Annotated in this window: 26 protein-coding genes and 1 pseudogene; 9 read left to right on the top strand and 18 right to left on the bottom strand. The window is 59.3% G+C overall.

Features of this window, described 5'->3' with window-relative positions; translation table 11 throughout:
* The first annotated feature begins 38 nt into the window (after nt 1-38).
* Nucleotides 39-809, top strand: a complete 771-nt coding sequence (locus ACP7BE_RS14510) for a MetQ/NlpA family ABC transporter substrate-binding protein (protein WP_094999686.1) — start codon at nt 39-41, stop codon at nt 807-809.
* 138 nt (nt 810-947) lie between these two features.
* On the opposite strand, the gene ACP7BE_RS14505 is transcribed toward ACP7BE_RS14510, so the two are convergent.
* The 9 genes from ACP7BE_RS14505 to coxB form a co-directional block, all read right to left on the bottom strand.
* The gene (locus ACP7BE_RS14505; protein ID WP_153399008.1) at nt 948-1,583 is read right to left on the bottom strand and encodes an SCO family protein; all 636 of its coding nucleotides are present in this window, start codon (nt 1,581-1,583) and stop codon (nt 948-950) included.
* Nucleotides 1,580-2,467, bottom strand: coding sequence for a heme o synthase (gene cyoE / locus ACP7BE_RS14500; protein ID WP_153399017.1), 888 nt, complete (start codon nt 2,465-2,467; stop codon nt 1,580-1,582). The genes ACP7BE_RS14505 and cyoE overlap by 4 nt, the downstream gene beginning before the upstream one ends.
* Nucleotides 2,467-3,516 (bottom strand): COX15/CtaA family protein, encoded by a 1,050-nt coding sequence (locus ACP7BE_RS14495; RefSeq protein ID WP_094999689.1) that lies wholly within the window; start codon nt 3,514-3,516, stop codon nt 2,467-2,469. Before ACP7BE_RS14495 ends, cyoE begins: the two co-directional genes overlap by 1 nt.
* Nucleotides 3,517-3,527: 11 nt before the next feature.
* The gene (locus tag ACP7BE_RS14490; protein WP_094999690.1) at nt 3,528-4,121 is read right to left on the bottom strand and encodes a hypothetical protein; all 594 of its coding nucleotides are present in this window, start codon (nt 4,119-4,121) and stop codon (nt 3,528-3,530) included.
* Nucleotides 4,096-4,833: an SURF1 family protein gene (locus tag ACP7BE_RS14485; RefSeq protein ID WP_150628793.1), complete on the bottom strand. Its 738-nt coding sequence runs from the start codon at nt 4,831-4,833 to the stop codon at nt 4,096-4,098. Before ACP7BE_RS14485 ends, ACP7BE_RS14490 begins: the two co-directional genes overlap by 26 nt.
* The gene (locus ACP7BE_RS14480; protein ID WP_094999692.1) at nt 4,830-5,717 is read right to left on the bottom strand and encodes a cytochrome c oxidase subunit 3; all 888 of its coding nucleotides are present in this window, start codon (nt 5,715-5,717) and stop codon (nt 4,830-4,832) included. Before ACP7BE_RS14480 ends, ACP7BE_RS14485 begins: the two co-directional genes overlap by 4 nt.
* Before the next feature lie 12 nt (nt 5,718-5,729).
* Nucleotides 5,730-6,302: a cytochrome c oxidase assembly protein gene (locus ACP7BE_RS14475; RefSeq protein WP_094999693.1), complete on the bottom strand. Its 573-nt coding sequence runs from the start codon at nt 6,300-6,302 to the stop codon at nt 5,730-5,732.
* 57 nt (nt 6,303-6,359) lie between these two features.
* Complete coding sequence (gene ctaD, locus ACP7BE_RS14470) at nt 6,360-7,949, bottom strand: cytochrome c oxidase subunit I (protein WP_094999694.1); 1,590 nt, start codon at nt 7,947-7,949, stop codon at nt 6,360-6,362.
* A gap of 82 nt (nt 7,950-8,031) precedes the next feature.
* Complete coding sequence (gene coxB, locus ACP7BE_RS14465; RefSeq protein WP_094999695.1) at nt 8,032-9,156, bottom strand: cytochrome c oxidase subunit II; 1,125 nt, start codon at nt 9,154-9,156, stop codon at nt 8,032-8,034.
* 346 nt (nt 9,157-9,502) lie between these two features.
* Between coxB and ACP7BE_RS14460 the strand changes: the two genes are divergently transcribed.
* Entirely contained in the window at nt 9,503-10,138 is a 636-nt protein-coding gene (locus tag ACP7BE_RS14460; RefSeq protein ID WP_094999696.1) for a hypothetical protein, read from the top strand.
* A 116-nt stretch (nt 10,139-10,254) separates the two neighbouring features.
* On the opposite strand, the gene ACP7BE_RS14455 is transcribed toward ACP7BE_RS14460, so the two are convergent.
* The 3 genes from ACP7BE_RS14455 to ACP7BE_RS14445 are packed head-to-tail and all read right to left on the bottom strand — an operon-like array spanning nt 10,255 to nt 12,137.
* Entirely contained in the window at nt 10,255-10,968 is a 714-nt protein-coding gene (locus ACP7BE_RS14455) for a carbonic anhydrase (RefSeq protein WP_094999697.1), read from the bottom strand.
* Between the two features lie 42 nt (nt 10,969-11,010).
* The gene (locus ACP7BE_RS14450) at nt 11,011-11,505 is read right to left on the bottom strand and encodes a DUF523 domain-containing protein (RefSeq protein ID WP_094999698.1); all 495 of its coding nucleotides are present in this window, start codon (nt 11,503-11,505) and stop codon (nt 11,011-11,013) included.
* Nucleotides 11,502-12,137 (bottom strand): 2OG-Fe(II) oxygenase, encoded by a 636-nt coding sequence (locus ACP7BE_RS14445; protein WP_094999699.1) that lies wholly within the window; start codon nt 12,135-12,137, stop codon nt 11,502-11,504. Before ACP7BE_RS14445 ends, ACP7BE_RS14450 begins: the two co-directional genes overlap by 4 nt.
* A gap of 153 nt (nt 12,138-12,290) precedes the next feature.
* On the opposite strand from ACP7BE_RS14445, the gene ACP7BE_RS14440 reads away from it, so the two are divergent.
* A complete protein-coding gene (locus ACP7BE_RS14440) occupies nt 12,291-13,043 on the top strand; it encodes a hypothetical protein (RefSeq protein ID WP_094999700.1) in 753 nt (250 codons plus the stop codon).
* 19 nt (nt 13,044-13,062) lie between these two features.
* Here ACP7BE_RS14440 and ACP7BE_RS14435 read toward each other — a convergent pair whose 3' ends face one another.
* Nucleotides 13,063-14,004 (bottom strand): alpha/beta hydrolase, encoded by a 942-nt coding sequence (locus ACP7BE_RS14435; RefSeq protein ID WP_426106286.1) that lies wholly within the window; start codon nt 14,002-14,004, stop codon nt 13,063-13,065.
* Nucleotides 14,005-14,112: 108 nt separating this feature from the next.
* Between ACP7BE_RS14435 and ACP7BE_RS14430 the strand changes: the two genes are divergently transcribed.
* Complete coding sequence (locus ACP7BE_RS14430; protein ID WP_426106284.1) at nt 14,113-14,697, top strand: DUF6436 domain-containing protein; 585 nt, start codon at nt 14,113-14,115, stop codon at nt 14,695-14,697.
* Nucleotides 14,698-14,737: 40 nt separating this feature from the next.
* Nucleotides 14,738-17,119, top strand: a complete 2,382-nt coding sequence (locus ACP7BE_RS14425; RefSeq protein WP_426106282.1) for a penicillin acylase family protein — start codon at nt 14,738-14,740, stop codon at nt 17,117-17,119.
* Nucleotides 17,120-17,137: 18 nt separating this feature from the next.
* Here the strand turns inward: ACP7BE_RS14425 and ACP7BE_RS14420 are convergent.
* From ACP7BE_RS14420 to ACP7BE_RS14400, 5 genes and pseudogenes are all read right to left on the bottom strand, one after another.
* A pseudogene (locus ACP7BE_RS14420) lies at nt 17,138-17,475 on the bottom strand (type II toxin-antitoxin system RelE/ParE family toxin).
* The gene (locus tag ACP7BE_RS14415; protein ID WP_094999704.1) at nt 17,472-17,744 is read right to left on the bottom strand and encodes a type II toxin-antitoxin system Phd/YefM family antitoxin; all 273 of its coding nucleotides are present in this window, start codon (nt 17,742-17,744) and stop codon (nt 17,472-17,474) included. Before ACP7BE_RS14415 ends, ACP7BE_RS14420 begins: the two are co-directional and overlap by 4 nt.
* A 38-nt stretch (nt 17,745-17,782) precedes the next feature.
* On the bottom strand, nt 17,783-18,127 hold the full coding sequence (locus tag ACP7BE_RS14410; RefSeq protein ID WP_353884538.1) for a hypothetical protein: 345 nt from the start codon (nt 18,125-18,127) through the stop codon (nt 17,783-17,785).
* Between the two features lie 322 nt (nt 18,128-18,449).
* Nucleotides 18,450-19,340 carry a 4-hydroxybenzoate octaprenyltransferase gene (gene ubiA / locus ACP7BE_RS14405; protein ID WP_094999705.1) on the bottom strand — a complete coding sequence of 297 codons (891 nt, stop codon included), beginning with the start codon at nt 19,338-19,340 and terminating at the stop codon, nt 18,450-18,452.
* On the bottom strand, nt 19,340-19,903 hold the full coding sequence (locus ACP7BE_RS14400) for a chorismate--pyruvate lyase family protein (RefSeq protein ID WP_094999706.1): 564 nt from the start codon (nt 19,901-19,903) through the stop codon (nt 19,340-19,342). The genes ubiA and ACP7BE_RS14400 overlap by 1 nt, the downstream gene beginning before the upstream one ends.
* A 203-nt stretch (nt 19,904-20,106) precedes the next feature.
* On the opposite strand from ACP7BE_RS14400, the gene ACP7BE_RS14395 reads away from it, so the two are divergent.
* From ACP7BE_RS14395 to ACP7BE_RS14380, 4 genes are all read left to right on the top strand, one after another.
* On the top strand, nt 20,107-20,274 hold the full coding sequence (locus ACP7BE_RS14395; RefSeq protein WP_003437744.1) for a rubredoxin: 168 nt from the start codon (nt 20,107-20,109) through the stop codon (nt 20,272-20,274).
* A 40-nt stretch (nt 20,275-20,314) separates the two neighbouring features.
* Complete coding sequence (locus ACP7BE_RS14390; protein ID WP_094999707.1) at nt 20,315-21,463, top strand: NAD(P)/FAD-dependent oxidoreductase; 1,149 nt, start codon at nt 20,315-20,317, stop codon at nt 21,461-21,463.
* A gap of 189 nt (nt 21,464-21,652) precedes the next feature.
* A complete protein-coding gene (locus ACP7BE_RS14385; RefSeq protein WP_016782719.1) occupies nt 21,653-21,928 on the top strand; it encodes an HU family DNA-binding protein in 276 nt (91 codons plus the stop codon).
* A 190-nt stretch (nt 21,929-22,118) separates the two neighbouring features.
* On the top strand, nt 22,119-22,499 hold the full coding sequence (locus ACP7BE_RS14380; protein ID WP_094999708.1) for a helicase: 381 nt from the start codon (nt 22,119-22,121) through the stop codon (nt 22,497-22,499).
* The last annotated feature ends 1 nt before the right edge of the window (nt 22,500 follow it).

Here is a 22,500-nt window from a genome sequence, read left to right as displayed (position 1 = left end):
CAGATACCTGATTTCAGGTATTCCCAAGGAGTTGCTGCATGAAGAAGTTATTTGCTGCTGTGGCCGCTGTTGCGGCGTTCTCGGCCCACGCGGGCGATCTGTCGGTTGCGGCCACCCCAGTGCCTCACGCCGAAATCCTGGAGTTCGTGAAGCCTGCACTGGCCAAAGAGGGTGTAAACCTCAAGGTCAAGGTGTTCACCGACTACATCCAGCCAAACGTGCAGGTGGCCGAAAAGCGCCTGGACGCCAACTTCTTCCAGCACCAACCGTACCTGGATGAGTTCAACAAGGCCAAGGGCACCCACCTGATCAACGTTGCAGCCGTTCACCTGGAGCCGCTGGGCGCTTACTCGAGCAAGTACAAAAAGCTGGATGAAATCAAAGACGGTTCTACCGTGGTGATCCCGAATGACGCCACCAACGGCGGCCGTGCGCTGTTGTTGCTGGATAAGGCCGGGCTGATTACGCTCAAGGACAAGACCAACATCCTGTCGACCCCCAAAGACATTACCGCCAACCCCAAGAAGCTGAAGTTCCGCGAGTTGGAAGCAGCCACCATTCCACGGGTGCTGACCCAGGTTGATCTGGCGCTGATCAACACCAACTACGCGCTGGAAGCCAAGCTGAACCCGGAAACAGACGCACTGGTCATCGAAGGCAGCGACTCGCCTTACGTGAATATTCTGGTAGCTCGCCCGGATGACAAGGACTCGGCTGACATGCAAAAGCTGGTTGCAGCCCTGCACAGCCCGGAAGTGAAAGCGTTCATTCTTGAGAAGTACAAAGGCGCCATCGTTCCGGCGTTCTGACACCCACTGTCGGAGCAATCCCGCCCCTCTGTGGGAGCGGGCTTGCTCGCGATGGCATCATTGCGGTTTGTCTGAAAGACCGTGTCGCCTGCATCGCAGGCAAGCCAGCGCCCACCCAGTAACCTGCAGCCCCCCTCCTTACTTGCGTTCAACCAATCCCGGCAACTGGGCAATCATCTTCTGGTTGTTGAACGGTGCGCGGATAAACCCTCGCTGAGTGCCGTCCGGCCCGATCAGCGCAAGATTGCCACTGTGATCCACCGTGTAGTTCGCCTTGCTGGTATCGGCGGGAATAAACGGGATACTCACCGCGTTGGCGAGTGTCTGCAGCTCTTCAATGGAGCCCGGCGTCAGCCCCACAAACTGCGGGTCAAAGTAGCCCAGGTATTGCTTGAGCTGCTGCGGCGTGTCGCGATGGGGGTCAACGCTGACCAGCACGATCTGCAGCTTGTCCTGCACTTCTTCAGGCAGTTCACTTTTGATCTGGCGCAGCTGGGCGAGGGTTGTCGGGCAGATGTCCGGGCAGAAGGTGTAGCCAAAAAACAGCATGCTCCATTTGTCTTTCAGCGCGTTCATCACCACCGGCTGACCATCCTGGTTGGTCATCGTCACGTCCGGCAGTTGGCGGCTTTGCGGCAGCAAAATGATCCCGGCATCGATCAGCGACGTGTTATCGCCCTGGTTTTTACCCGACATCATTTTGTTAAACGTCAGGCCCATGACCAAGGCCACCAGCGCAACGAGAATAAAGACGGTCTTTTGAATTTTAGTCATAGGTTCAACATCAGATAGTGGTCGACAAGCAGCGCGATAAACAGCAGGAACAGGTAGTAGATAGAGTACTTGAACGTGTTGATCGCCGCGTGCGGCTGGGTGCCACGGTACAGCACCCACGCCCAATACAGAAAGCGTGCGCCCAACCCTAGCGCACAGCCCAGATAGAGCAAGCCGCTCATATGGATCACAAACGGCAGCAGACTCACTGCCAGCAGGGCACAGGTGTACAGCAGGATATGCACCTTGGTGTAGTGTTCGCCGTGAGTGACCGGCAGCATCGGGATATCGGCCTTGGCGTATTCTTCCTTGCGATGAATGGCCAGGGCCCAGAAATGCGGCGGGGTCCAGGCGAAGATGATCAACACCAGCAGCAACGGCTCGGCGGTGACCTGCCCGGTAACCGCCACCCAGCCCAGCAGCGGTGGGGCAGCCCCGGCGAGCCCCCCGATAACGATATTTTGCGGTGTGGCCCGTTTCAAAAAACCGGTGTAGATCACCGCATAGCCGAGCAACGACGCCAGCGTCAGCCAGGCTGTCAGCGGATTGGTAAACACCAGCAGCAATCCCATGCCCGCCAGCGCCAGCAACAGAGCGAAGGTCAGCGCAGCAACCGGCGACACTCGCCCCTGTGCCAACGGGCGCTTGTGGGTGCGGGCCATGACGGCGTCAATGCGCCGGTCCACTACATGATTGACCGCGGCCGCAGCACCGGCACACAGGCTGATGCCCAGATTGCCGAAGATCAGCACCGGCCAGGGCACGCCGGCGCGGGTCGCCAGGAACATGCCCACCAGCGACGTAATCAGCATCAAGACCAGCACCTTGGGCTTGGTCAGCTCCAGATAATCGCGCCACAACGCCCGCTGTGCCTGCTCGCCCATCAAGGTCGCCACGGTTGTTCTCCTTTGAGGCTGTAGGTCCAGCGGGAAAATCGTGGCGCCCGGGCCCGTACCAGCACTGCGCGTGCGTGGTAATTGACCAGCACCAGGGTCAGCAGCAAAGCCGCACCCCCGGCGTTGTGGGCCACCGCCACTGCCAGCGGCAAGCCAAACAGCACATTGCTCAGGCCCAGGCCGATCTGTGCCGCCAGCGCCACCAGCAGTAACCCCGCAAGACGGCTCATGCCGACCTTGCGCAATTGCCAGGCCAGACCCAGCAGCACGCCGGTCAGCAGCATGGCGCCCAAACGATGGGTGAGGTGAATCGCTGTACGGGCTTCGCTGTCCAGTTGCCCACCCAGATAGTTGGGGCCAATGTGCTGAGTCAGATGAAAACCATTGGCGAAATCGGCTTCAGGCCACCATTGGCCATGGCAGGTCGGCACATCAACACACGCCACGGCGGCATAGTTGGAGCTGACCCATCCCCCCAATGCGATCTGCAGGATTGCCAGCATCAGCCCGGCGCTGGCCCAACGTTGCAAACGCCGCGGTACCGCCAGCGCGGGCAATACGCCAGAGAGGCGCAACGTCAGCAAAAACAGCAAACTCAAGGTGGCAAAGCCGCCGAGCAGATGCCCGGTGACAACCTGCGGCCATAGTTTGAGCGTCACCGTCCACATGCCAAAGGCCGCCTGGGCGATCACCACTAGCAGAATAAACAGCGGCAGCTTGAGCGGCTGATCGGGCAAGTGTCGCTGCCGCCAGGCCCGGGCCGCCAGGAGTGCGATCAACAGGCCCAGGGTGCCCGCGAAGTAACGATGGGTCATCTCGCTCCACCCTTTATCGGCCTCCACCGGGGCATCGGGAAAATGCAGCTCGGCATGGGCCAGTTGCGCCTCGGTCTTGGGCACGCTGATAAAACCGTAGCAGCCCGGCCAGTCAGGGCAGCCCAGCCCTGCATGGGTCAGGCGGGTGTAGGCGCCGAGCAGCACCACCACCAGCGCCAGCAAGGTGGCAAGCAAGGCGAGACGAAATCCGGCTTTGGCCATGGCGTAGCCCTCTATCCGATATTGGACAGCTTCAGCAGCAGGCGCAGGTCGTTGAGCACGTCCTTGCCGATCACCCCGTAGGCGTAGCGCAGCACCAGATTGCCGTGGGGGTCGATGATCCACAGTTGCGCTGCACCGTTGCCCTCGGCACCCTGCGTATAAGTTGGCAGGTCCAGGGCGTAGCGCTGCAGTTGCGGGTATTCGAGTTGCAGCTTGGCCGCGTAGGCCGCATCTACGGGGTGTGCCGCTGCCAGTGCGTGGGTTGCGCGGGAGGCATCGCGACCCAGGCCGATCTGCAGCTGGCGGGCCAGGTACACCAGTTGCTGGCAATCCGTAGCGCAACCCTGAGGCGCGGTCACCAGCAGCTGCCAGCGTTGTTCATCGGCCGTCACCCCAAGGGCAGCGCGGCTTTGCCCGTTGCCGATTAGCTCGCCGTGGTAGCTGCGGCTTTCGGGCAGCCAGAATTTGAGTTGGTACATGCACGTGGCCAGCACCATGGGGCCGATAGTGAGCAGCAGGATAAGGATCAGTTGCAAGCGCCCGCGCCGTCGTGTGGTCGGGGGCAGGGTGCGTGTGCTTTCAGGCGGATTGATGGCCGTTCCCATGGCGTTTCTCCTGAGCAGTGTGCCAACCGAGATACAGATAAAGACCGAGTAACACCAGTGCCATAGCGAACCATTGCACGGCATAGGCGGTGTGTTTTTCCGGGCCCATGCCCGTGGAGATCAGTGGCCAGTCGGCCAGATACGCTGCGGGCCCGGGGGCGATACGCACCTCGTCGGCAAAGCCTTCACGGCCCAGTTCGGCCCACAGTTTGGCTGGCATCACAGCCGTCACCAGCCGTGGCCAGGGCGCGCCCAGCGGGTCGGGGTGCAGCTGGAAGGGCGCTCCCGGTGATTCGTAGACCCAGGCCTGAATATCCAGTATCTGCTCCGGGGTGCTGAACTCGGGTGGCTTAAGGCGGCTCGGCCATGGCAACCAGCCGCGATTAAGCCACAGCCACTGGCCGCTGGCCTGATCCTGAAAGGGCTGCAGCAACTCCACACCGACCTTGCCATCGCGCATACGGTTGTCCAGGAGCAGGCTGTGTTGACCGTCGAAATGGCCGCGCAACTGCACGCGGCGAAAGGCCGGATCATCGAAGGTGAGCAATTGCCCGACGGTCACCGGTGCAGCCACCTGACGCTCGGCGTAGTGGTTGAGCAACTCACGCTTTTGCTCGCCCCGGTCAAGCTGCCAGAAGCCCAGAAACACCAGCAGCGGCAGCACCGCCAACACCACCAGCGTGGGGGCAAAACCAGGGCGAAAGCGCGTCATAGCACGTAAACAAACAAGAACAGGCCGAGCCACACAACATCAACAAAATGCCAGTACCAGGTTGCGGCCTGGAATCCGAACTGGTGCTCGGCATTGAAGTGACCGCGCACAATACGGATCAGCATGATCAGCAAAATCAGCGCGCCGATGGTCACGTGGGCACCGTGAAAACCGGTGAGCATAAAGAAGGTCGCACCGTAGATGCCTGAGCCCAGAGTCAACCCCAGCTCTTTGTAGGCGTGGACATATTCCTCGGCCTGGAACCCCAGGAAGCCTGCACCCAGCAACACCGTCAGCCCCAGCCAGAACTTCAGCGCGCCGCGATGGCCCTTGTTCAGTGCATGGTGGGCAATGGTCAGGGTAACGCTGGAACTGACCAGCAATACGGTGTTGAGCAGCGGCAAGCCCCACGGGCTGATGGTCCCTTTGGGCGGCGGGTACAGGGCAGGGTCGGGGGTGTGCAGCAGTGGCCAGGTGAACTGAAAGTCGGGCCACAGCATATGTGCCACCGCCTTGCTGCCTTCGCCCCCCAGCCACGGGCCGGCAAAGTGGCGTACATAAAACAGCGCACCAAAAAAGGCGAGAAAGAACATCACCTCGGAAAAAATAAACCAGGTCATGCCCCAGCGAAAGGAGCGGTCGAGCTGCGAGCTGTAGAGCCCGGCGCGACTCTCTTTGATCACCGCGCCAAACCAGCCGAACATCATGTAGGCAACGATCAGACCGCCGACGAAAAAGATCAGCGGCCCGTGGGATTCAGGCCGCGCAGCCTTCAGATCGTTGAACCATGTCCCCAGTCCATACACCGTGACCAGCAAGCCAATGGTGGCAATGATCGGCCACTTGCTTTGCGCCGGGACGTAGTACTGATCGTGAGTTGCCATGGGGCGTTCTCCTTATCGGGAAGGCTGGTCAGCGGCCTTGCCGGCGATGGCGGCGACGGGCGGATGGCGAGCGGTGATATCGAACAGCGTGTAAGCCAGCGTCAGGTGTTTCACATCCTTGGGCATGGCCTGATCGACGATAAAGCGCATGGGCATTTCGATCCGCTCACCCGGTTGCAGCACCTGTTGGGTAAAGCAAAAGCACTCGGTCTTGTGGAAGTACCGGGCCGCTTCGGCGGGCGAAATGCTCGGCACTGCCTGCGCCGACATCGGTTGACCGGTAGGGTTGTAGGCAACAAAGACCATCTCGTTGACCGCGCCCGGATTGACCACCAGTTGATCGCCCTTGGGGTAGAACTCCCACACCATGTCGATGGCATTGGTAGACAGGAATTGCACCCGTACCTGACGGCTCGGGTCGACCACTTGCTCCCCTTCGTACTGCCCGGCGGTCTTGCCATTGATGCCGAAGGCCTTGCACATCACGTCGTAAATCGGCACCAGGGCAAAGCCAAAGGCAAACATCACCACCACCAGCAGCGACAGGCGCAGGACCAGGCGTTTGATGGGGGTTGAGTTGTTCACGCTTGATCTCCTTGGAGCAAAAGCCCCTCTCCCAAAGGGAGAGGGGACTTTGACCTTTCACTTGATTTCCGGCGGCGTGGTAAAGGTGTGGTACGGCGCGGGCGAAGGCACGCTCCATTCCAGACCTTCGGCGCCGTCCCACGGCTTGGCCGGTGCTGGCGGCCCACCGCGGATGCATTTGATGACAATAAACAGGAACAAAAACTGCGTCGCTCCAAACATGAACCCACCAATCGACGACACCATGTTGAAATCGGCAAATTGCAGGTTGTAGTCCGGAATCCGCCGCGGCATACCCGCCAGTCCGACAAAGTGCATCGGGAAGAACGTCAGGTTCATGCCCACAAAGGACAGCCAGAAGTGCAGCTTGCCCAGGGTTTCGTCGTACATGTGGCCGGTCCATTTCGGCAGCCAGTAGTAGGTCGAAGCGAAGATGCCAAAGATTGCCCCCGGCACCAGCACATAGTGGAAATGCGCCACCACAAAATAGGTGTCGTGGTACTGAAAGTCCGCCGGGGCAATGGCCAGCATCAACCCGGAAAACCCGCCGATGGTGAACAGAATCACAAAGGCCACGGCAAACAGCATCGGCGTTTCAAAGGTCAGTGAGCCTTGCCACATGGTGCTGGCCCAGTTGAACACCTTGACCCCGGTGGGCACCGCGATCAGCAGCGTGGCGTACATGAAGAACAGCTCGCCCACCAGCGGAATGCCCACCACAAACATATGGTGCGCCCATACGATAAACGACAGGAAGGCGATGCTGGCCGTGGCGTAGACCATCGAGGTGTAGCCAAACAGCGGCTTGCGCGAGAAGGTTGGAATGATCGCGCTGACGGCACCGAAGGCCGGCAGGATCATGATGTACACCTCGGGATGGCCGAAAAACCAGAACACATGCTGGAACAGCACAGGGTCACCGCCACCTGCGGCGCTGAAAAAGCTGGTGCCGAAGTGGATATCCATCAGCATCATCGTCACCACGCCCGCGAGCACCGGCATTACCGCAATCAGCAGAAAGGCGGTGATTAACCAGGTCCAGACAAACAGGGGCATTTTCATCAGGGTCATGCCGGGGGCGCGCAGGTTGAGGATGGTGGCGATCACGTTTATCGCGCCCATGATCGAGCTGATGCCCATCAAATGGATTGCAAAAATGAAAAAGGTCACGCTTTCGGGTGCGTAGGTCGTGGACAGCGGCGCGTAGAACGTCCAGCCGAAGTTGGGCCCACCCCCGGCGGTGAATAGCGTCGAAATCAGCAGTAAAAATGCGGCGGGCAACAGCCAGAAGCTGAAGTTGTTCATCCGTGGCAAGGCCATGTCCGGTGCGCCGATCATCAGCGGGATCATCCAGTTGGCCAGGCCGACAAACGCTGGCATCACTGCGCCGAAGACCATGATCAGACCGTGCATGGTGGTCATCTGGTTGAAAAAGGCCGGGGCCACGATCTGCAGGCCGGGCTGGAACAGCTCGGCGCGAATCACCATGGCAAACGAGCCGCCAAGCAGAAACATGCAGAAGCTGAACCACAGGTACAAGGTGCCGATGTCCTTGTGGTTGGTGGTCAGCACCCAGCGCATCAGGCCTTTGGCCGGGCCATGGGCCTGACCGTCTGCATGGCCGTGGTCATCGATAACAGCACTCATGTCCTGACTCCTGCAAACAGCTGGACCAAGAAGCCAGTGGCAGATTGCCCCCGACCGTTACGTGCACACATCCCCGGGCGGCTCATTTGCCTTGTTCCTGCTTGAGCGCCAGCACGTCTTTTGGTGTCACCATGTCGCCCTTGTTGTTGCCCCAGGCGTTGCGCTCGTAAGTCACCACCGCAGCGATGTCGACTTCCGACAGTTGCTTGCCGAAAGCGGCCATGGCGGTCCCCGGTTTGCCGAAGAACACGCGGTGCAGGTGGTCGGCGGCAGGGCCGGTGGCAACAGGTGAACCCTTGAGTGCCGGGAACATCGGCGGCAGGCCCTGGCCCTGAGCCTGGTGACAGGCCACGCAGGCGGTGTGATAGACCTTGTCGCCACGCGCCACCAACTCGTCGAGGGTCCACTCTTTACTGGTCAACTCCTTGAGTTGCGCGGCCTGGGCCTTGCGTTCGGTCAACCAGGCGTCGTAATCGGCCCTGGTTTTGACATCAACCACAATCGGCATAAAGCCGTGGTCCTTGCCACACAGTTCGGCGCACTGGCCGCGGTAAAGGCCAGGCTTCTCGACGCGGGTCCAGGCCTCGTTGATAAACCCCGGAATGGCGTCACGTTTGACTGCAAAGGCCGGCACCCACCAGGAATGGATGACATCGGCCGAGGTCACCAAAAACCGCACCTTGGCGCCTATGGGCAAAACCAGCGGTTCATCGACCTCGAGCAGGTAATGCTCGCCCTTGGGGGACTGGTTGTGGATCTGGTCGGCGGGGGTGGCCAGGTTGCTGAAAAACTCGACGTCCTGGCCCAGGTATTTGTAATGCCATTTCCACTGATAGCCAGTGACCTGGATATCCACATCCGATTCACTGCTGTCGTAGATATGGATCAGGGTGCGGGTCGCGGGTACAGCCATGGCGATCAGGATCACCAGGGGGATGACTGTCCACAGGATTTCGACTTTGGTGCTCTCATGAAACCTGGCCGGTTGCTGGCCGGTGGAGCGACGGTGAACGATCATCGACCAGAACATGGCCCCGAAGACGATGATGCCGATCACCACACAGATCCAGAAGATGGTCATGTGCAGGTCGAAGACCGCATGACTGACTTCGGTTGCACCTGGCGTCATATTCACGGTCCAGGCCGCTTGTGCCTGGCTGAACACTGACCACAACAGCAGGCCCATCCATAACTGTGGATGTCGCATCGCGGTGTTCCCCTTTATTTTTCTTGTTATTGCGCCGGTCTGCATCTGTACACGGGCAGCGCTACAAGGGGGCGGTGTTCCAACCAGCTGTTCCTTACCGCCGAGCCTCGTCTGCTCAAGCAGTCGGGCGTCATCGAATAACGGTTACAAAAACGAGTATAGACACAGGGCCCGGCCCCGCAATATGAGGGGCCAAAACAATGAAATAAGGGGCCATCGACAAATGGCACTCACTGCCCGGTCACAAAATGAATGACAATACTCCCCCTGAAAAACCCCTCTCCTTGACCTGAGAGGGCTACTTTTTTAAAAGTACCCCCCTGTCTAGCACCCCCCTGGAGTTCCCATGAACACCGCCGCCATCCGCGTGCAGATCTCGCGTGCCCAAGACCATGAGGCTGAAACGGGCCTGCTCGCCAAGCATCTGGCCGCTCAATTGCCACACCTTCACACCGCCATCCAATTGCCTGAAGTCGACCGTAATGTGGTGATGACGCGTTTCGTCAGCGCCTATATCGACCAGGTGCCCGACTTGCTCGATGCGGCCAATGAAGTCGCTCGCGAGGCCGGTATCGAGTCGCAGATCAAGCCGATCCTGAAAATCGCCGAGCAATTCTTTGCCCAGCCATTGCCGCTGCTCGTTGGCCACGAAGGGCTGGAGGGTTTGCTGGACGAAGCGTACCTGGCGCACCGCCTGGTCGAAGAGGTCAACGACCTCTATATCAAGCACTTCCAGCAGCCGTTGATTCCGCTGGACATGACCGTGGCCAACCTGATCGCCCACCAGTTGATTGGCGAAGACTTTGCCAACCAGCTGGATGCCGCCGTGCATCATGCGGTTGACCTGATGCTCAACGAAGAGAGCTTTGCCCTGGAGTCGGTCGAAGCCTATCGCGAGCGCCTGACCAGCCCTGAAACGGGCGCAGCCTGGAAGCGCTGGCCGTGCCTGTCCAAGCAATTGGGCGTTGGCCTGGCGTTGTAAGATTTTTGCAGGCTTTTTGTGGGAGCTGGCTTGCCTGCGATGCAGACGCTGCGGTTTAACTGACATACCGCGCTGATGCAATCGCGAGCAAGCCCGCTCCCACCGCTCATGCGCGTTTAAAACCGCGCTTTGGGCGTCGCGCTCGGGATCGGGCTGGTGCCGTCCAGTGGCAGGAATTCGCCCTTGTCGGCGTCGTAGGCCTTGATTGCGCTGGTTTCGATGTCGTAGACCCAGCCATGGATAAACAGATGCCCATTGGCCATACGCGACGCTACCGACGGGTGCGTGCGCAAGTGCTGCAGCTGGGCAATCACGTTTTCTTCGGTCAGCACGTGCATGCTTTCAGATTCATTGGCGCAGTTGCAGTTGTCCTGCACCATGGTCTTGGCCACTTCCACGTGGTGCAACCAGGCCTTTACCGTCGGCATTTTTTTCAAGCTGGCGGGGTTGAGCACGGCGCGCATCGCGCCACAATCGGAATGCCCGCAAATGATGATGTGCTGCACGCCCAGTGCCAGTACCGCGTACTCGATCGCCGTGGAAACACCACCGTTCATCTGACCGTAAGGCGGTACAACGTTGCCGACGTTACGGGTCACGAACAGATCGCCCGGTGCGCTCTGGGTGATCAGCTCCGGCACGATGCGCGAATCGGCGCAGGCAATAAACATCGCACGGGGGTTTTGCGCCGTGGCCAGCTTTTTGAAAAAGGCTTCTTGTTCAGGGAAGATTTCGTGATGAAAGTGCAAAAAACCATCAACGATATGGTGCAGTGCTGAATCGGCACTTTCAGCTGCGGCCGAGGGCTGCGATTTAGGCTTGTCAGTCATCGTTGTATCCCTGGGCAATGTGATGACGGATATTACCTGAACTCATTTCTGCGTCAAAACACCCAGTGCTTTGGCCGCTTCTTCGAGCTCCAGCTCACTGAATACCTGCACCCCTGCACGGGTCAGCAAGGCTGCAGTCACGCCCTGCCCCTCGACTTTGACACCCCTAAAGCTGCCGTCATAGGTCAGTCGATTGCCGCAGGACGGGCTGTTGGCCTTGAGAATGGCAATGCGGATGCCGTGGCGCTCAACCAGCGCCAGTGCCTGACGCGCGCCGGACACAAACGCCTCGGTTACGTCTTCGCCTTCAGTGGTAATGACTGCAGCCTTGCCCGCGAGCACCTCGACCCCTTGGCCGCCGGGGATCTCTGCTGCAGCGCGTGGCGTGGGCAAGCCGCCCGCCACTTCCGGGCACAAGGCAATCACCCGGCCTTCGGCCTGCCATTGCGCCAGTAGTGCATAGGGGCCGCTGGCGCCGCCGTCGTAGCGTACGCGATGCCCCAGCAGGCAGCGACTGACCAGTACTTTGGGGCTCATACAAACACCTCTGTGGCACGACGGCGAAACCAACCGGTCAACGACAGACGGTCACGGGTCGCAGGCATGACTTCATGGGGGATTTCGCCCGAGAGAAAGACCACCAGACACCCGCCGGTCGGCAACACGTCATAGTCGATATCGCCGTCCAGGTACATGCGCAAATGCCCACCATGCTCGGGCAGCCAGCCCTGGTTGAGATAGACCACGGCCGAAACCATGCGCCGGTCATCATCCCGAAAGCGGTCCAGATGCTTGAGGTAAAACGCACCGGGCGGGTAGAGCGCAAAGTGGCTTTCAAAGTCCTCCAGGCCCAAAAAAAGCCTGCGATTCATGGCGATTCGCAGGCTTTCCATTAACCCCAGGTAACTGTCGCAAGCCAGCGCCTCTCCCGGCTCCAGCCATTGGATATGGTCACCGCGTATTCCCTCGCGTACCTCCTGAGTCACACCGCGGCCGACCGCTGCCGGGGTCAGTTCGCCTTCAGCTGAACGTTTATGGCACTCAGCCGCCAGTTCGAGGGTCAGAGCCTCGGGCAGGAAAATATTTTGCTGTGACCATCCCTGCGTATACAGGTCGTCGACGATGCGTAGCAACAGCGGGTGATCAGAGGGTATTTGCATGGCGCGCATAGTATCGAGCCGCCTCAAAATCTGACAGCTCCGTCTGGCTGGCAATGTCGAAATAAATCACCTGCACGCTTTAATGCCCATATGAGCGAGACGAATTCTCGACAAGTCCTACGCCACACCCGGACAATAGCGCCCTGCAGACAGGAGCCCCTCATGCGCCGCTTGTTTTTACTGTTAATGATGTTTTGTACGTTACCCGCATGGGCAGACAACCTTGATGATCTGTTTACGGTCGCCGGCTGGCCGCAACAACGTGAGCACTTCAATGATGCGCTGGGCGCTGCTCAGGAGCGTTATCGCAACAATTTGCCGCCAGCGGTCTACCAGGCGTTGGTCAACAACAGTAGCCAGCGTTTTGCACCTGCGGCGATGGATAAGCGGGCCAAGGAACAGATGCGTAGCAACTTGCCTGATCCGAAGCCGGCGCTGGTATTTTTCCGCTCGCCATTGGGCGGCAAAATTGTCGCCGCCGAGCTGTTGGCCACGCGCCGCGATCAATTGGCCATGCATGCGCAGGGCCTGCCGCGCATGGACGCCGACGCTACCCGCCAGTTGCTGATCAATCATTTGTCTCGCGCACTGCCTGCCCGTGAAGCCGGGGCCGAAGTCAGCCTGGCGATTGCCGGTGTTGCCGCGGACAGCTTGAGTTCGATGATCCCGGGGCTACTGGGTGGCGGGCAAGCGCAGAGCATGTTGAACGGGCAGCGCCAGCGGTTGATGGATCAGATCGGCGGCGAGCTGGATAACACCTTGCTCTACGTGTATCGCGATCTGTCTGACCCGGAGCTGGAAGAGTTCGTTACCTTTGCGCAATCGCCTGAAGGCAAGACCTATTATCAAGCAGCCCTGGCAGCGGTTCGCGCCGGGCTGGCAGTGGGGCAAAGCACGGCCAACCTGAATCCATAGGACAGCGCCCTTCAGGGTCTCAGAAATACTTGTCCAGAAAAGCGAAATATCGCGCACGTATCTCGGGCGTTTCATTCGCCAGATGGTGCCGGGCTTCAGGCAACAGCAGTGTCTGCGGCTGATTGAACTTGGCCTTGAGCACCTCAAGGTTATGCTGCCAATCCACCGTTTTATCGTCCTGGCCCTGAATCACCAGCGGCTGCCGCGCACTCGGTGCCGCGCCTTCAATTCGCGGGATCCAGCGCGCCAGCGCACCCACCCAGGCTGTCGGCAAACGCACCGGTTGCAGAGGGTCGGCTTGCAGAAACGGCAAAAAAGCCGGGTCGTTGGAGTTTTCGCTAAAACGCCGGGCAATGCCTTTGACGAATGGGCGCAGCAGGTAATAGCTGAATTTTGACCAGCCCCAGTCCTTGGGTCGCACCAGGGGCGAAAGCAGTATCGCCTGGCCCTGTGCCGGGCTTTGCGCGCCGTAGTGCAACAGGTGATCGAGCACAATCGCGCCCCCCGTGCTTTGCCCGCACAGATGCCAGGGCTGCGGTAACTGCAATGATTGAGCCTCGATAAACAGGCCTTGCAGCACTGCCTGGTACTGCGCGAAATCGTCGATACTGGCCCGCTCGCCACTGGACAGCCCGTGCCCCGGCAGATCACAGGCGATCACCACAAATCCGTGGTTCAGCCCCCACTCGATCACATGCCGGTATAGCCCCATATGATCGTAAAACCCGTGAATCACAAACAAGGTCGCCACGGGTGACGAGGCTGGCCACCACACCTGACTGACGATCTCGTAACCCCCCGCAGTGAAGCGCCCCAACTGACGTTTGACTGGCGCCTGACGATGGGGAAAATCCAGACCGTAATAACGCTGATACGCCAGGGCTTCACTCGATAACGGCTGGCCCGCCGCCAGCGGCTGCAGGCTGGCGCGCAAGGAATCGGGAGAAAACAGGGCAGGCATAGAGGCTTCCAGACAGGGCGCAGGCGCGCAAAACAGGCTTTATAGACCTTCAATATTCATCTGTCAGGTCAAGCATGGCAAGCTACGCGGCCTTCAAGGAGCTTTCCAATGCCGGTGCCCCCGTTCAAAACCCTGTTGGCCTGCCTGCTGACGCTGATCTGCTCGGTGGGGTTGTGGACGGCCTACGACTGGTTCCAGGGCCGCTATATCCGTGCCTTCAGTGATCAGGCCGCTTTGTTCTCCGGGGATGTACTGAGCCTGCCCGCCGAACTGTCGGGTCCGGGTGCCATTCGCGTGTTGCACTTCTGGGACCCGGCGTGCCCCTGCAACGTCGGCAACCAGCAGCACCTTGGCGAGCTGCTGGCTCATTACGCGCCCCAAGGCGTCGAATTCTACTCACTGCAAAAGCCCGGCACTCACGGTCAATTACCCGCCACCCTGGGCGCGATCAAGGCGCTGGCCAGCCTGCCCGGCGCCGAGCATCTGAGTGCCAGCCCGGCCGTGGCCATCTGGGACCGCAGTGGCCAACTGGCCTACTTTGGCCCCTACAGCGAAGGGGCCACCTGCAACGCCAGCAACAGTTTCATAGAACCCATCCTGCAAGCCCTGAGCGAAGGTCGCCCGGTCAAGGCCACCCATACCATGGCGGTGGGCTGTTACTGCTCCTGGCAAGATAAAAGCGCCGCCCACTGATATCGCCCCGGCGCGTACGACCAGAACAAGGAGTTGCTTCATGAATCGCAGCCTGACCGTTATCGCCGTTGCCATTGTCGTCCTTGCAGGCGGCGGGGCCTGGTACGTGCAGAGCAAACTGCCCGTACGCCAGGGGCAAGTGGCGCTTGCAGCGTTGCAGGGGCCGGTCACGGTGCGTTATGACGAGCGCGGTGTGCCGCATATTCGTGCAGGCAACCAGGCGGATATGTACCGGGCCCTGGGCTACGTTCAGGCACAAGACCGGCTGTTTCAAATGGAGATCGTGCGCCGCCTCGCCCGGGGCGAACTGGCCGAGGTGCTGGGCCCCAAGCTGGTCGATACCGACAAGCTGTTTCGCAGCCTGCGCATCCGTGAGCGGGCTGCGAGTTACGTGACTGAGCTGGATCACCAGTCCCCGTCATTTCTGGCCTTGCAGGCGTACCTGGACGGGATCAATCAATACCAGGCCAACAACCCCAAACCCGTGGAGTTCGACCTGCTGGGCATCGCCCCCCGGCCCTTTACCGGCGAAGATACCATCAGTGTCGCCGGCTACATGGCTTACAGCTTTGCCGCCGGCTTTCGTACCGAACCGCTGCTGACCTATATACGTGACCAGCTGGGCAGCGATTACCTGAAAATCTTCGACCTCGACTGGCAGCCCCAGGGCGTATTGTCTCCTGCACTGGTGGCCAGCGACTGGGAAACCCTGGGGGCGCTGGCCCAACTGAGCGATCAGGCCCTGAGCCAGGCGGGCTTGCCGCAGTTTGAAGGCAGCAACGCCTGGGTGGTGTCAGGCAAACGCACACAAAGTGGCAAGCCACTGCTGGCGGGTGACCCGCATATCCGTTTTGCGGCACCGTCTGTGTGGTACGAAGCGCAGCTGTCGGCACCGGATTTCGACCTGTATGGCTACCATCAGGCGCTGGTGCCGTTCGCTTTTCTGGGCAACAACCCCGATTTTGGCTGGAGCCTGACCATGTTCCAGAACGACGATCTGGACCTGATCGCCGAGAAGACCAACCCCGATAACCCCAATCAGGTCTGGTATCACGGCCAATGGGTCGACATGACCCGCAGCGAACAGCAGATTGCCGTCAAGGGCGAGGCGCCGGTGACCCTTACTCTGCGCCAGTCGCCCCACGGGCCGATTATCAACGACGTGTTGGGCGCTACCGCGGGCAACACGCCGATTGCCATGTGGTGGGGCTTCCTGGAGAGCAAGAACCCGATCCTCGAAGGCTTCTACCAGCTCAACCGTGCTGACAGCCTGAGCAAGGCGCGTACGGCTGCGACCTATATTCAGGCGCCCGGTCTGAATCTGGTGTGGGCAAACGCCAAAGGTGATATCGGCTGGTGGGCAGCGGCGCAACTGCCCAAGCGCCCGGCCGGAGTCAATCCGGCGTTTATCCTCGACGGCGGCACAGCACAGGCCGACAAAGACGGTTTTTACCCGTTCAGCGCCAACCCCCAGGAAGAAAATCCGGCGCGGGGTTATATCGTGTCAGCCAACTTCCAGCCATTGTCGCCTGTCGGCATCGAGATCCCCGGTTATTACAACCTGGCTGATCGCGGCCAGCAGCTTGATCGTCAGCTCCGCGATGACAGCGTCAAGTGGAACCTGAAAAACAGCCAGGCTCTGCAGCTGGGTACCGCCACGGGCTACGGTGAACGTGTGCTCAAGCCTCTGTTGCCGGTGCTGCGCGAAGTGGTCACGGACCCGGGCGAACGCAAACTGGTGGAGCAACTGGCACAGTGGAAAGGCGATTACCCGTTGAATTCAACGGTCGCCACGGTGTTCAACCAGTTCCTGTACAGCCTCACAGAAGTCACCATGGGCGACAAATTGGGCGACAAATTTTTTGACGCCATGCTCACGACCCGTGTGATCGATGCGGCTTTGCCGCGCCTGGCGGCAAGCCCTGATTCACCGTGGTGGGATAACCGCAGCACAGCACACAAAGAGACTCGCGCCGATACGGTCAAGGTTGCCTGGCAGGCCAGCATTGCCCACCTGAAGAGCACCCTGGGTGATGACCCCGGGCAATGGCGCTGGGGCCGTGCCCACACCCTGACCCACGTTCATCCGCTGGGGCGGCAGAAGCCGTTGGACTGGCTGTTCAACGTCGGCCCCTTCGCTGCACCCGGTAGCCACGAAGTGCCCAACAACCTCAGCGCCAAACTCGGCAACGCCCCGTGGCCGGTGATCTACGGCCCGTCCACCCGGCGCCTGATCGACTTTGCCAACCCGTCTCACGGGCTGACCATCAACCCGGTGGGTCAAAGCGGCGTGCCGTTCGACAAACACTACCGCGACCAGGCCGAGTCCTACATTGAGGGCGATTACGACAAGCCGCATATGGAGGAAAACGAAATCCAGCTCAATACCCGCAGTACGTTGCGGTTGGTGCCTGAGCAGTGAATGGTGCAGGGCACTCAATCAGCGATAAAACTCAGCCCTTAGCAGCCTTTGCGTGAGCAGCAACTGCAAACTTTTACGCGAATCAACAATGATGTGCACGTAGACCGTCTGTGAGCGAATTTCGTAAATAATCCGGTTCATGCCACTGACCACTTGCCGAAAGTGATTCAGGCTCAGGGCCTGCAACTCATCGGGAATTGACCCGGAGTGAGGCAACGCTGCGAGCATGCGAATTGAGCTTTTCAAGTGCTCGTAAGTGACTTGCCAGGTACGGCAGAGAATTGCTTGATGATGTAGTGCCTGAGCGTTTTAAGGTCGGTTTGTGCAGATTGAAGCATTACCACCTTGAACGTCATTGCACATCTGCCTGTTCCAGCTCGGCAAATACATCTTCGATGTCACTGAACTGACCGTTATCTATCTCTCGATTGCCCAGTGCCAACAGCTTCAGCAAAGCCATGGTCTCGGCTTGCTCTTCGTAGCTTTTGACGTCCATGACGACCATCTTTGCCTCGCCATTTTGGGTAATAACTAAAGGCTGTCGATTTTCGGTGATGGATTTCACGATTTCGGCGGTATGGCTTTTCAGATAACTGATAGGTCGAACTTGGGATGAATATTTCATGGCGCCCCCCTTGGACGATGATAAGACCGATTTTAGTCTTAATTCAGAAGGGGGGCGGCGCCATTGCCGTGCCCCCTGCGCGGGAGCGGGCTTGCTCGCGATCGAATCGCCGCGGTCTGCAGCCCCACCACGTCGTTCGCATCGTGAGTAAGGGGACTCAGGCGTTCATGCCGTGCTGTTGGATCACCTCGAATACATCGTTGGTATCTTGCAGCAACAAGCGGGCAACAGGCAAAAATAGTCAGCAATTTATGCAGCGCAGACAGGCGCTCGGCCACACAGGCGTGCAAATCCGCCAACGGTGCATGGCTGTCGATAAATAACACAGGGGTTTGGGTGGTCAAGGTGTCGAGAGGGAGAAAACGTTGGATTTGAGTATTCATGAATGCAGCACCTATAGAGAATTAAAAGAGGTACTACTACCGGTCGCTGCGAAACGGTTTGGGTGGCAGTTGCACGCAGGTTCGCAGACCGAGCTATAGGTGCCCCGGCAGACCCGAAGGTCTCCCGCGTACAACCGCCATAAAACGAAATTTCAGATACTGAAAAGTACCTTCAACAGGCTCTTTGACGAATGACACCTATAGTGTATGGGCTGCGAAACCCTGCCACTGACAGTGGTCAGTGAGCGAAACAAACTATAAGTGTCGATTCAATTTGCGAGCAAACTCGCATTTGTAGGCATGGGATGCAATTCCTGTGGGTTTAGCCCAGCGCGTAATCCAGCACGATCCCCACAAAAATCGCCAACCCTGCCCAGTGGTTGTGCAGGAAGGCCTTGAAGCAGCGCTGCGGATCACGGTCGCGGGTGTACCAGAATTCCCACACAAAACAGCCCGCCGCCGCCAGCAGGCCAAGGTGGAACCAGCCGCCCAGCTCAAAGTGCGACCCTGCCAGCAGCAGGCAACCCAGGGCCAGACCCTGCAGGCTGAGGATGATCACGCGGTCGGCATCGCCAAACAGGATGGCGGTGGATTTAACCCCGATCTTGAGATCATCTTCGCGGTCGGTCATGGCGTAGTAGGTGTCGTAGGCCACTGTCCACAGCAGGTTGGCGATGTACAGCAGCCAGGCCGCAGCCGGCAGGCTGCCGGTCTCGGCCGTAAAGGCCATCGGTATGCCCCACGAGAACGCTGCGCCCAGCACCACTTGCGGGTAGTAGGTGTAGCGCTTCATGAACGGGTAAGTGGCCGCCAGTGCCAGCGCGCCAAATGAAAGCCAGATGGTCGGAGCATTGGTGCACAGCACCAGCAGGAAGCTGACCCCCATCAACAGCGCAAAGAACACCAGGGCTTCTTTGCTGCTGATTTTGCCACTGGCCATAGGCCGTTGTTCTGTTCGTTTGACATGACCATCCACCTTGCGGTCGGCAAAGTCGTTGATCACGCAGCCGGCAGCACGGGTCAACACCACGCCTAAGACAAAAATCAGCAGGTTACCCAGCGAGGGTACGCCTTTGGCGGCCACCCACAATGCCCACAAGGTCGGCCACAGCAGCAGGTAGATGCCGATGGGCTTGTCCATGCGGGTCAGCTGGATAAAGTCCCAGGCACGGGGGTTGAAACGGTTGAGTGATTTGAGCAGGCGCGTGTACATCAATTGTTCTCCGACCGGGCACCGAGGGCGGCCCACAGTTTGGGTAAAAACACTTCGGCCACCAGCACGCTCAGTTTGCCACGCACAAAGCGCGAGCGGCGTGCCCACAGGTGATCGACCTGATCAGCCTGCGGCAACCAGTTACGCGGGTAGTGGCACACCTGCAGGGCTCCGCGCTCAAAGGCCTGGTCGCTGAACAGCAACTCCCCCAGCGAGCGGTTGCCCAGTTCGTCCATGTTCAGGCCACCCTCTTGCAGTGAGCTTTTACCCGCGACACTGCGTGCAAACACCCAAGGCTCACCGTGCCCGCGCAAATACACTTCGCGCACCCAGCCCTGAACGCCTTCAGGCAGGTCCAGCGCAGCGCATTCATCCGGGCGCAGTACTTGCCAACCTTCATAAAGTGGAAGCACGCTGAAGGCATTATCTGAAATTGCAGTGAGACGCCGAGTCAGAGAGCCCTCGTCAAATAGCCAGTCCAGGGTCTGTGTGTCAGGCAGCGCAGGAAGTTGGCCTTGTTCAAGCCAGACAGGGGGGATAAGCGGAGAAGTTATGTGCGGCACGGTGGGTCATAATTGGCAGCCATTGAGGTCGGCGAGCTTATCACGCGGATCCTCGAATGAGCGTCCAAGGGACTTTTGCCCGTATTGGTGCTTGCATCTGCGGGTGGTCATCAGTACAAAACGCCCTGAATTTGACGAGTAACACGGCGCCTGTTGATAAGTCCGTGGCCTTGTCCAAGCCTGAACCTTTAGGAAATACCCAGATGAAGAAGTGGCAATGCATTGTATGTGGACTGATTTATAACGAAGCCGACGGCTGGCCGGATGATGGCATCGCCCCCGGTACCCTGTGGCAGGACGTACCTGAAGACTGGCTGTGCCCGGATTGTGGCGTCGGTAAAATGGATTTCGAGATGATTGAAATCAACTGATCAACCCTTTTAAAACCTGATTCAACTTCTGGAGATTGGCATGAACGCACCTGTCGTGATCGTTGGCACCGGGCTGGCCGGCTATAACCTGGCCCGTGAGTTTCGCAAGCTGGACAGCGAAACCCCGCTGCTGTTGATCACCTCCGATGACGGGCGCTCTTACTCCAAGCCAATGCTGTCTACCGGCTTTGGCAAAAACAAAGAGGCTGACGGCCTGAGCATGGCCACGCCCGAGGCGATGGCCGAGCAGCTCAAGGCCCAGGTGCGTATCCATACCCGCATCAGCGGTATCGACCCGGGCCACAAGCAATTGTGGATCGGTGAAGAGGCGGTGCCCTATCGTGACCTGGTGCTGGCCTGGGGTGCGCAAACGGTGCAGGTCCCGGTGGAGGGCGACGCTCAGGATGCGATCTTCCCGATCAATGACCTGGAAGACTACGCGCGTTTTCGCGCAGCTGCCGCAGGTAAACGCCGCGTCCTGATCCTGGGCGCCGGGCTGATCGGCTGCGAATTTGCCAACGATCTGATCGCAGGCGGTTATGAGGTCGATCTGGTCGCGCCCTGCGAGCAAGTGATGCCAACCCTTTTACACCCCGCTGCTGCAGCGGCAGTGCAGGCTGGCCTCGAAAGCCTGGGCGCACGCTTTCATCTGGGCCCGGTGTTGACCCGCCTGCAACGTACCGACAGCGGCCTCGAGGCGCATTTGTCGGATGGCAGTGTCGTTCCGTGCGATGTGGTGGTGTCCGCCATCGGTTTGCGCCCTCGCATTGATATGGCCGCCGCTGCGGGGATCAAGGTCAATCGCGGGGTTGAGGTGGATCGTCAGCTTAAAACCTCTCACTCCCATATCTACGCGCTGGGCGATTGTGCCGAGGTCGACGGCCTTAACCTGCTGTATGTGATGCCGTTGATGAGTTGCGCCCGGGCGCTGGCGCAAACCCTGGCAGGCAACCCGACCGCGGTCAGTTACGGAGCCATGCCCATTACGGTGAAAACCCCGGTTTGCCCGCTGGTGGTGTCACCTGTGCCGCGTGGCTACGAGGGTGTGTGGACCGTGGAAGGTCAGGGCGCCGATATCAAGGCGCTGTGCCGCGACGCAGACGGCAAGTTGCTCGGTTATGCGCTGACGGGTGAGGCTGTTCGAGAAAAACTCGCGCTAAACAAAGAGCTGCCTGCACTTTTGGCGTAAAAGCGGCTCATTCTGTCGCATATGCCATTGCCTTGACTCAACAAAGCCTGTGCAGAGGCTGGCGCCGACCTTGGTCGCGTGCCATTCTCACACGGGTCTGCCGCAGTTTAGAGCCTGCGGCGCCTTGGGCGCTGTTCCGTAGAGAGCAGCACGGACATAACAACAAAAAACCGTCAATGAGGCTTCATCATGCGTAAACCCGATCTCGCCGCAGCTATCGCTGAAAAGGCTGACCTAACCAAAGAACAAGCCAACCGCGTTCTCAATGCGGTGCTGGAAGAAATCACCCAGGCCCTGCATCGCAAGGACAGCGTTACGCTGGTCGGCTTTGGCACCTTTATCCAGCGCCACCGCGGTGCCCGTACGGGGCAAAACCCGCAAACCGGCCAGCCGGTCACCATCAAGGCCAGCAACACGGTGGCGTTCAAACCGGGCAAATTCCTCAAGGACAGCGTGAATCCTTAAGGCACGGGCTACATGAAGAATGGGCAAGCTGGCCTTGCCAGCGGCCCGTTCTTGAGAAAACACGGGCCGATTGTGCGGCCATAAGTGGCAAAACCTAGCCCATCTACGCCTAACTCTGCAGAAATATGGCGTTCTTCGCTCAAATCGTTACACTGCGCCGGCCATTTTTTATTTCCCCGAGGCCGCGTACATGAAATTTCGTTTTCTGCTCTGGATGCTGGGCTTTTTGATGGGCAAAGCCAGCCGCAACAATCCTGCTTTCCAGCAACAATTGGTGGACAAGGATCTGGTGTTCCAGCTGCAAACCCTCGACGGCAAGGTGGCCCGTCATTTCAAGGTCAAAGACCAGCGCATCACCAGCCACGGCGGCCTGTACCCCGAGCCGGCGTTTGCCATCGCCTTTAAAGATGCCGCCTACGGCTTCGCTACGCTGCAGGCGAAGAACAAGCAGCTGGCGTTCATGACAGGGATTCAGGACAAGTCGATTCAGATCAAGGGTAACCCGGCGCTGGTGATCTGGTTCCAGGGCCTGACCAAGTACCTCAAGCCGCGTAAAAAGGCCAAGGCTTAAG

Source organism: Pseudomonas sp. TWR1-1-3, from assembly GCF_049896805.1.
GTDB classification, from domain to species: Bacteria; Pseudomonadota; Gammaproteobacteria; order Pseudomonadales; family Pseudomonadaceae; genus Aquipseudomonas; species Aquipseudomonas bubulae.
The sequence above is the reverse complement of the archived record's forward strand: the minus strand, read 5'-3'. Positions and strand labels throughout refer to the sequence as shown.

Bases quoted from the DNA above. Each gene is read 5' to 3' on its own strand.
- ACP7BE_RS14510 (WP_094999686.1), top strand. From the start codon at position 39: ATGAAGAAGTTATTTGCTGCTGTGGCCGCTGTTGCGGCGTTCTCGGCC.
- ACP7BE_RS14505 (WP_153399008.1), bottom strand. From the start codon at position 1,583: ATGACTAAAATTCAAAAGACCGTCTTTATTCTCGTTGCGCTGGTGGCC.
- cyoE (WP_153399017.1), bottom strand. From the start codon at position 2,467: ATGGGCGAGCAGGCACAGCGGGCGTTGTGGCGCGATTATCTGGAGCTG.
- ACP7BE_RS14495 (WP_094999689.1), bottom strand. From the start codon at position 3,516: ATGGCCAAAGCCGGATTTCGTCTCGCCTTGCTTGCCACCTTGCTGGCG.
- ACP7BE_RS14490 (WP_094999690.1), bottom strand. From the start codon at position 4,121: ATGGGAACGGCCATCAATCCGCCTGAAAGCACACGCACCCTGCCCCCG.
- ACP7BE_RS14485 (WP_150628793.1), bottom strand. From the start codon at position 4,833: ATGACGCGCTTTCGCCCTGGTTTTGCCCCCACGCTGGTGGTGTTGGCG.
- ACP7BE_RS14480 (WP_094999692.1), bottom strand. From the start codon at position 5,717: ATGGCAACTCACGATCAGTACTACGTCCCGGCGCAAAGCAAGTGGCCG.
- ctaD (WP_094999694.1), bottom strand. From the start codon at position 7,949: ATGAGTGCTGTTATCGATGACCACGGCCATGCAGACGGTCAGGCCCAT.
- coxB (WP_094999695.1), bottom strand. From the start codon at position 9,156: ATGCGACATCCACAGTTATGGATGGGCCTGCTGTTGTGGTCAGTGTTC.
- ACP7BE_RS14460 (WP_094999696.1), top strand. From the start codon at position 9,503: ATGAACACCGCCGCCATCCGCGTGCAGATCTCGCGTGCCCAAGACCAT.
- ACP7BE_RS14455 (WP_094999697.1), bottom strand. From the start codon at position 10,968: ATGACTGACAAGCCTAAATCGCAGCCCTCGGCCGCAGCTGAAAGTGCC.
- ACP7BE_RS14450 (WP_094999698.1), bottom strand. From the start codon at position 11,505: ATGAGCCCCAAAGTACTGGTCAGTCGCTGCCTGCTGGGGCATCGCGTA.
- ACP7BE_RS14445 (WP_094999699.1), bottom strand. From the start codon at position 12,137: ATGCGCGCCATGCAAATACCCTCTGATCACCCGCTGTTGCTACGCATC.
- ACP7BE_RS14440 (WP_094999700.1), top strand. From the start codon at position 12,291: ATGCGCCGCTTGTTTTTACTGTTAATGATGTTTTGTACGTTACCCGCA.
- ACP7BE_RS14435 (WP_426106286.1), bottom strand. From the start codon at position 14,004: ATGCCTGCCCTGTTTTCTCCCGATTCCTTGCGCGCCAGCCTGCAGCCG.
- ACP7BE_RS14430 (WP_426106284.1), top strand. From the start codon at position 14,113: ATGCCGGTGCCCCCGTTCAAAACCCTGTTGGCCTGCCTGCTGACGCTG.
- ACP7BE_RS14425 (WP_426106282.1), top strand. From the start codon at position 14,738: ATGAATCGCAGCCTGACCGTTATCGCCGTTGCCATTGTCGTCCTTGCA.
- ACP7BE_RS14415 (WP_094999704.1), bottom strand. From the start codon at position 17,744: ATGAAATATTCATCCCAAGTTCGACCTATCAGTTATCTGAAAAGCCAT.
- ACP7BE_RS14410 (WP_353884538.1), bottom strand. From the start codon at position 18,127: ATGAATACTCAAATCCAACGTTTTCTCCCTCTCGACACCTTGACCACC.
- ubiA (WP_094999705.1), bottom strand. From the start codon at position 19,340: ATGTACACGCGCCTGCTCAAATCACTCAACCGTTTCAACCCCCGTGCC.
- ACP7BE_RS14395 (WP_003437744.1), top strand. From the start codon at position 20,107: ATGAAGAAGTGGCAATGCATTGTATGTGGACTGATTTATAACGAAGCC.
- ACP7BE_RS14390 (WP_094999707.1), top strand. From the start codon at position 20,315: ATGAACGCACCTGTCGTGATCGTTGGCACCGGGCTGGCCGGCTATAAC.
- ACP7BE_RS14385 (WP_016782719.1), top strand. From the start codon at position 21,653: ATGCGTAAACCCGATCTCGCCGCAGCTATCGCTGAAAAGGCTGACCTA.
- ACP7BE_RS14380 (WP_094999708.1), top strand. From the start codon at position 22,119: ATGAAATTTCGTTTTCTGCTCTGGATGCTGGGCTTTTTGATGGGCAAA.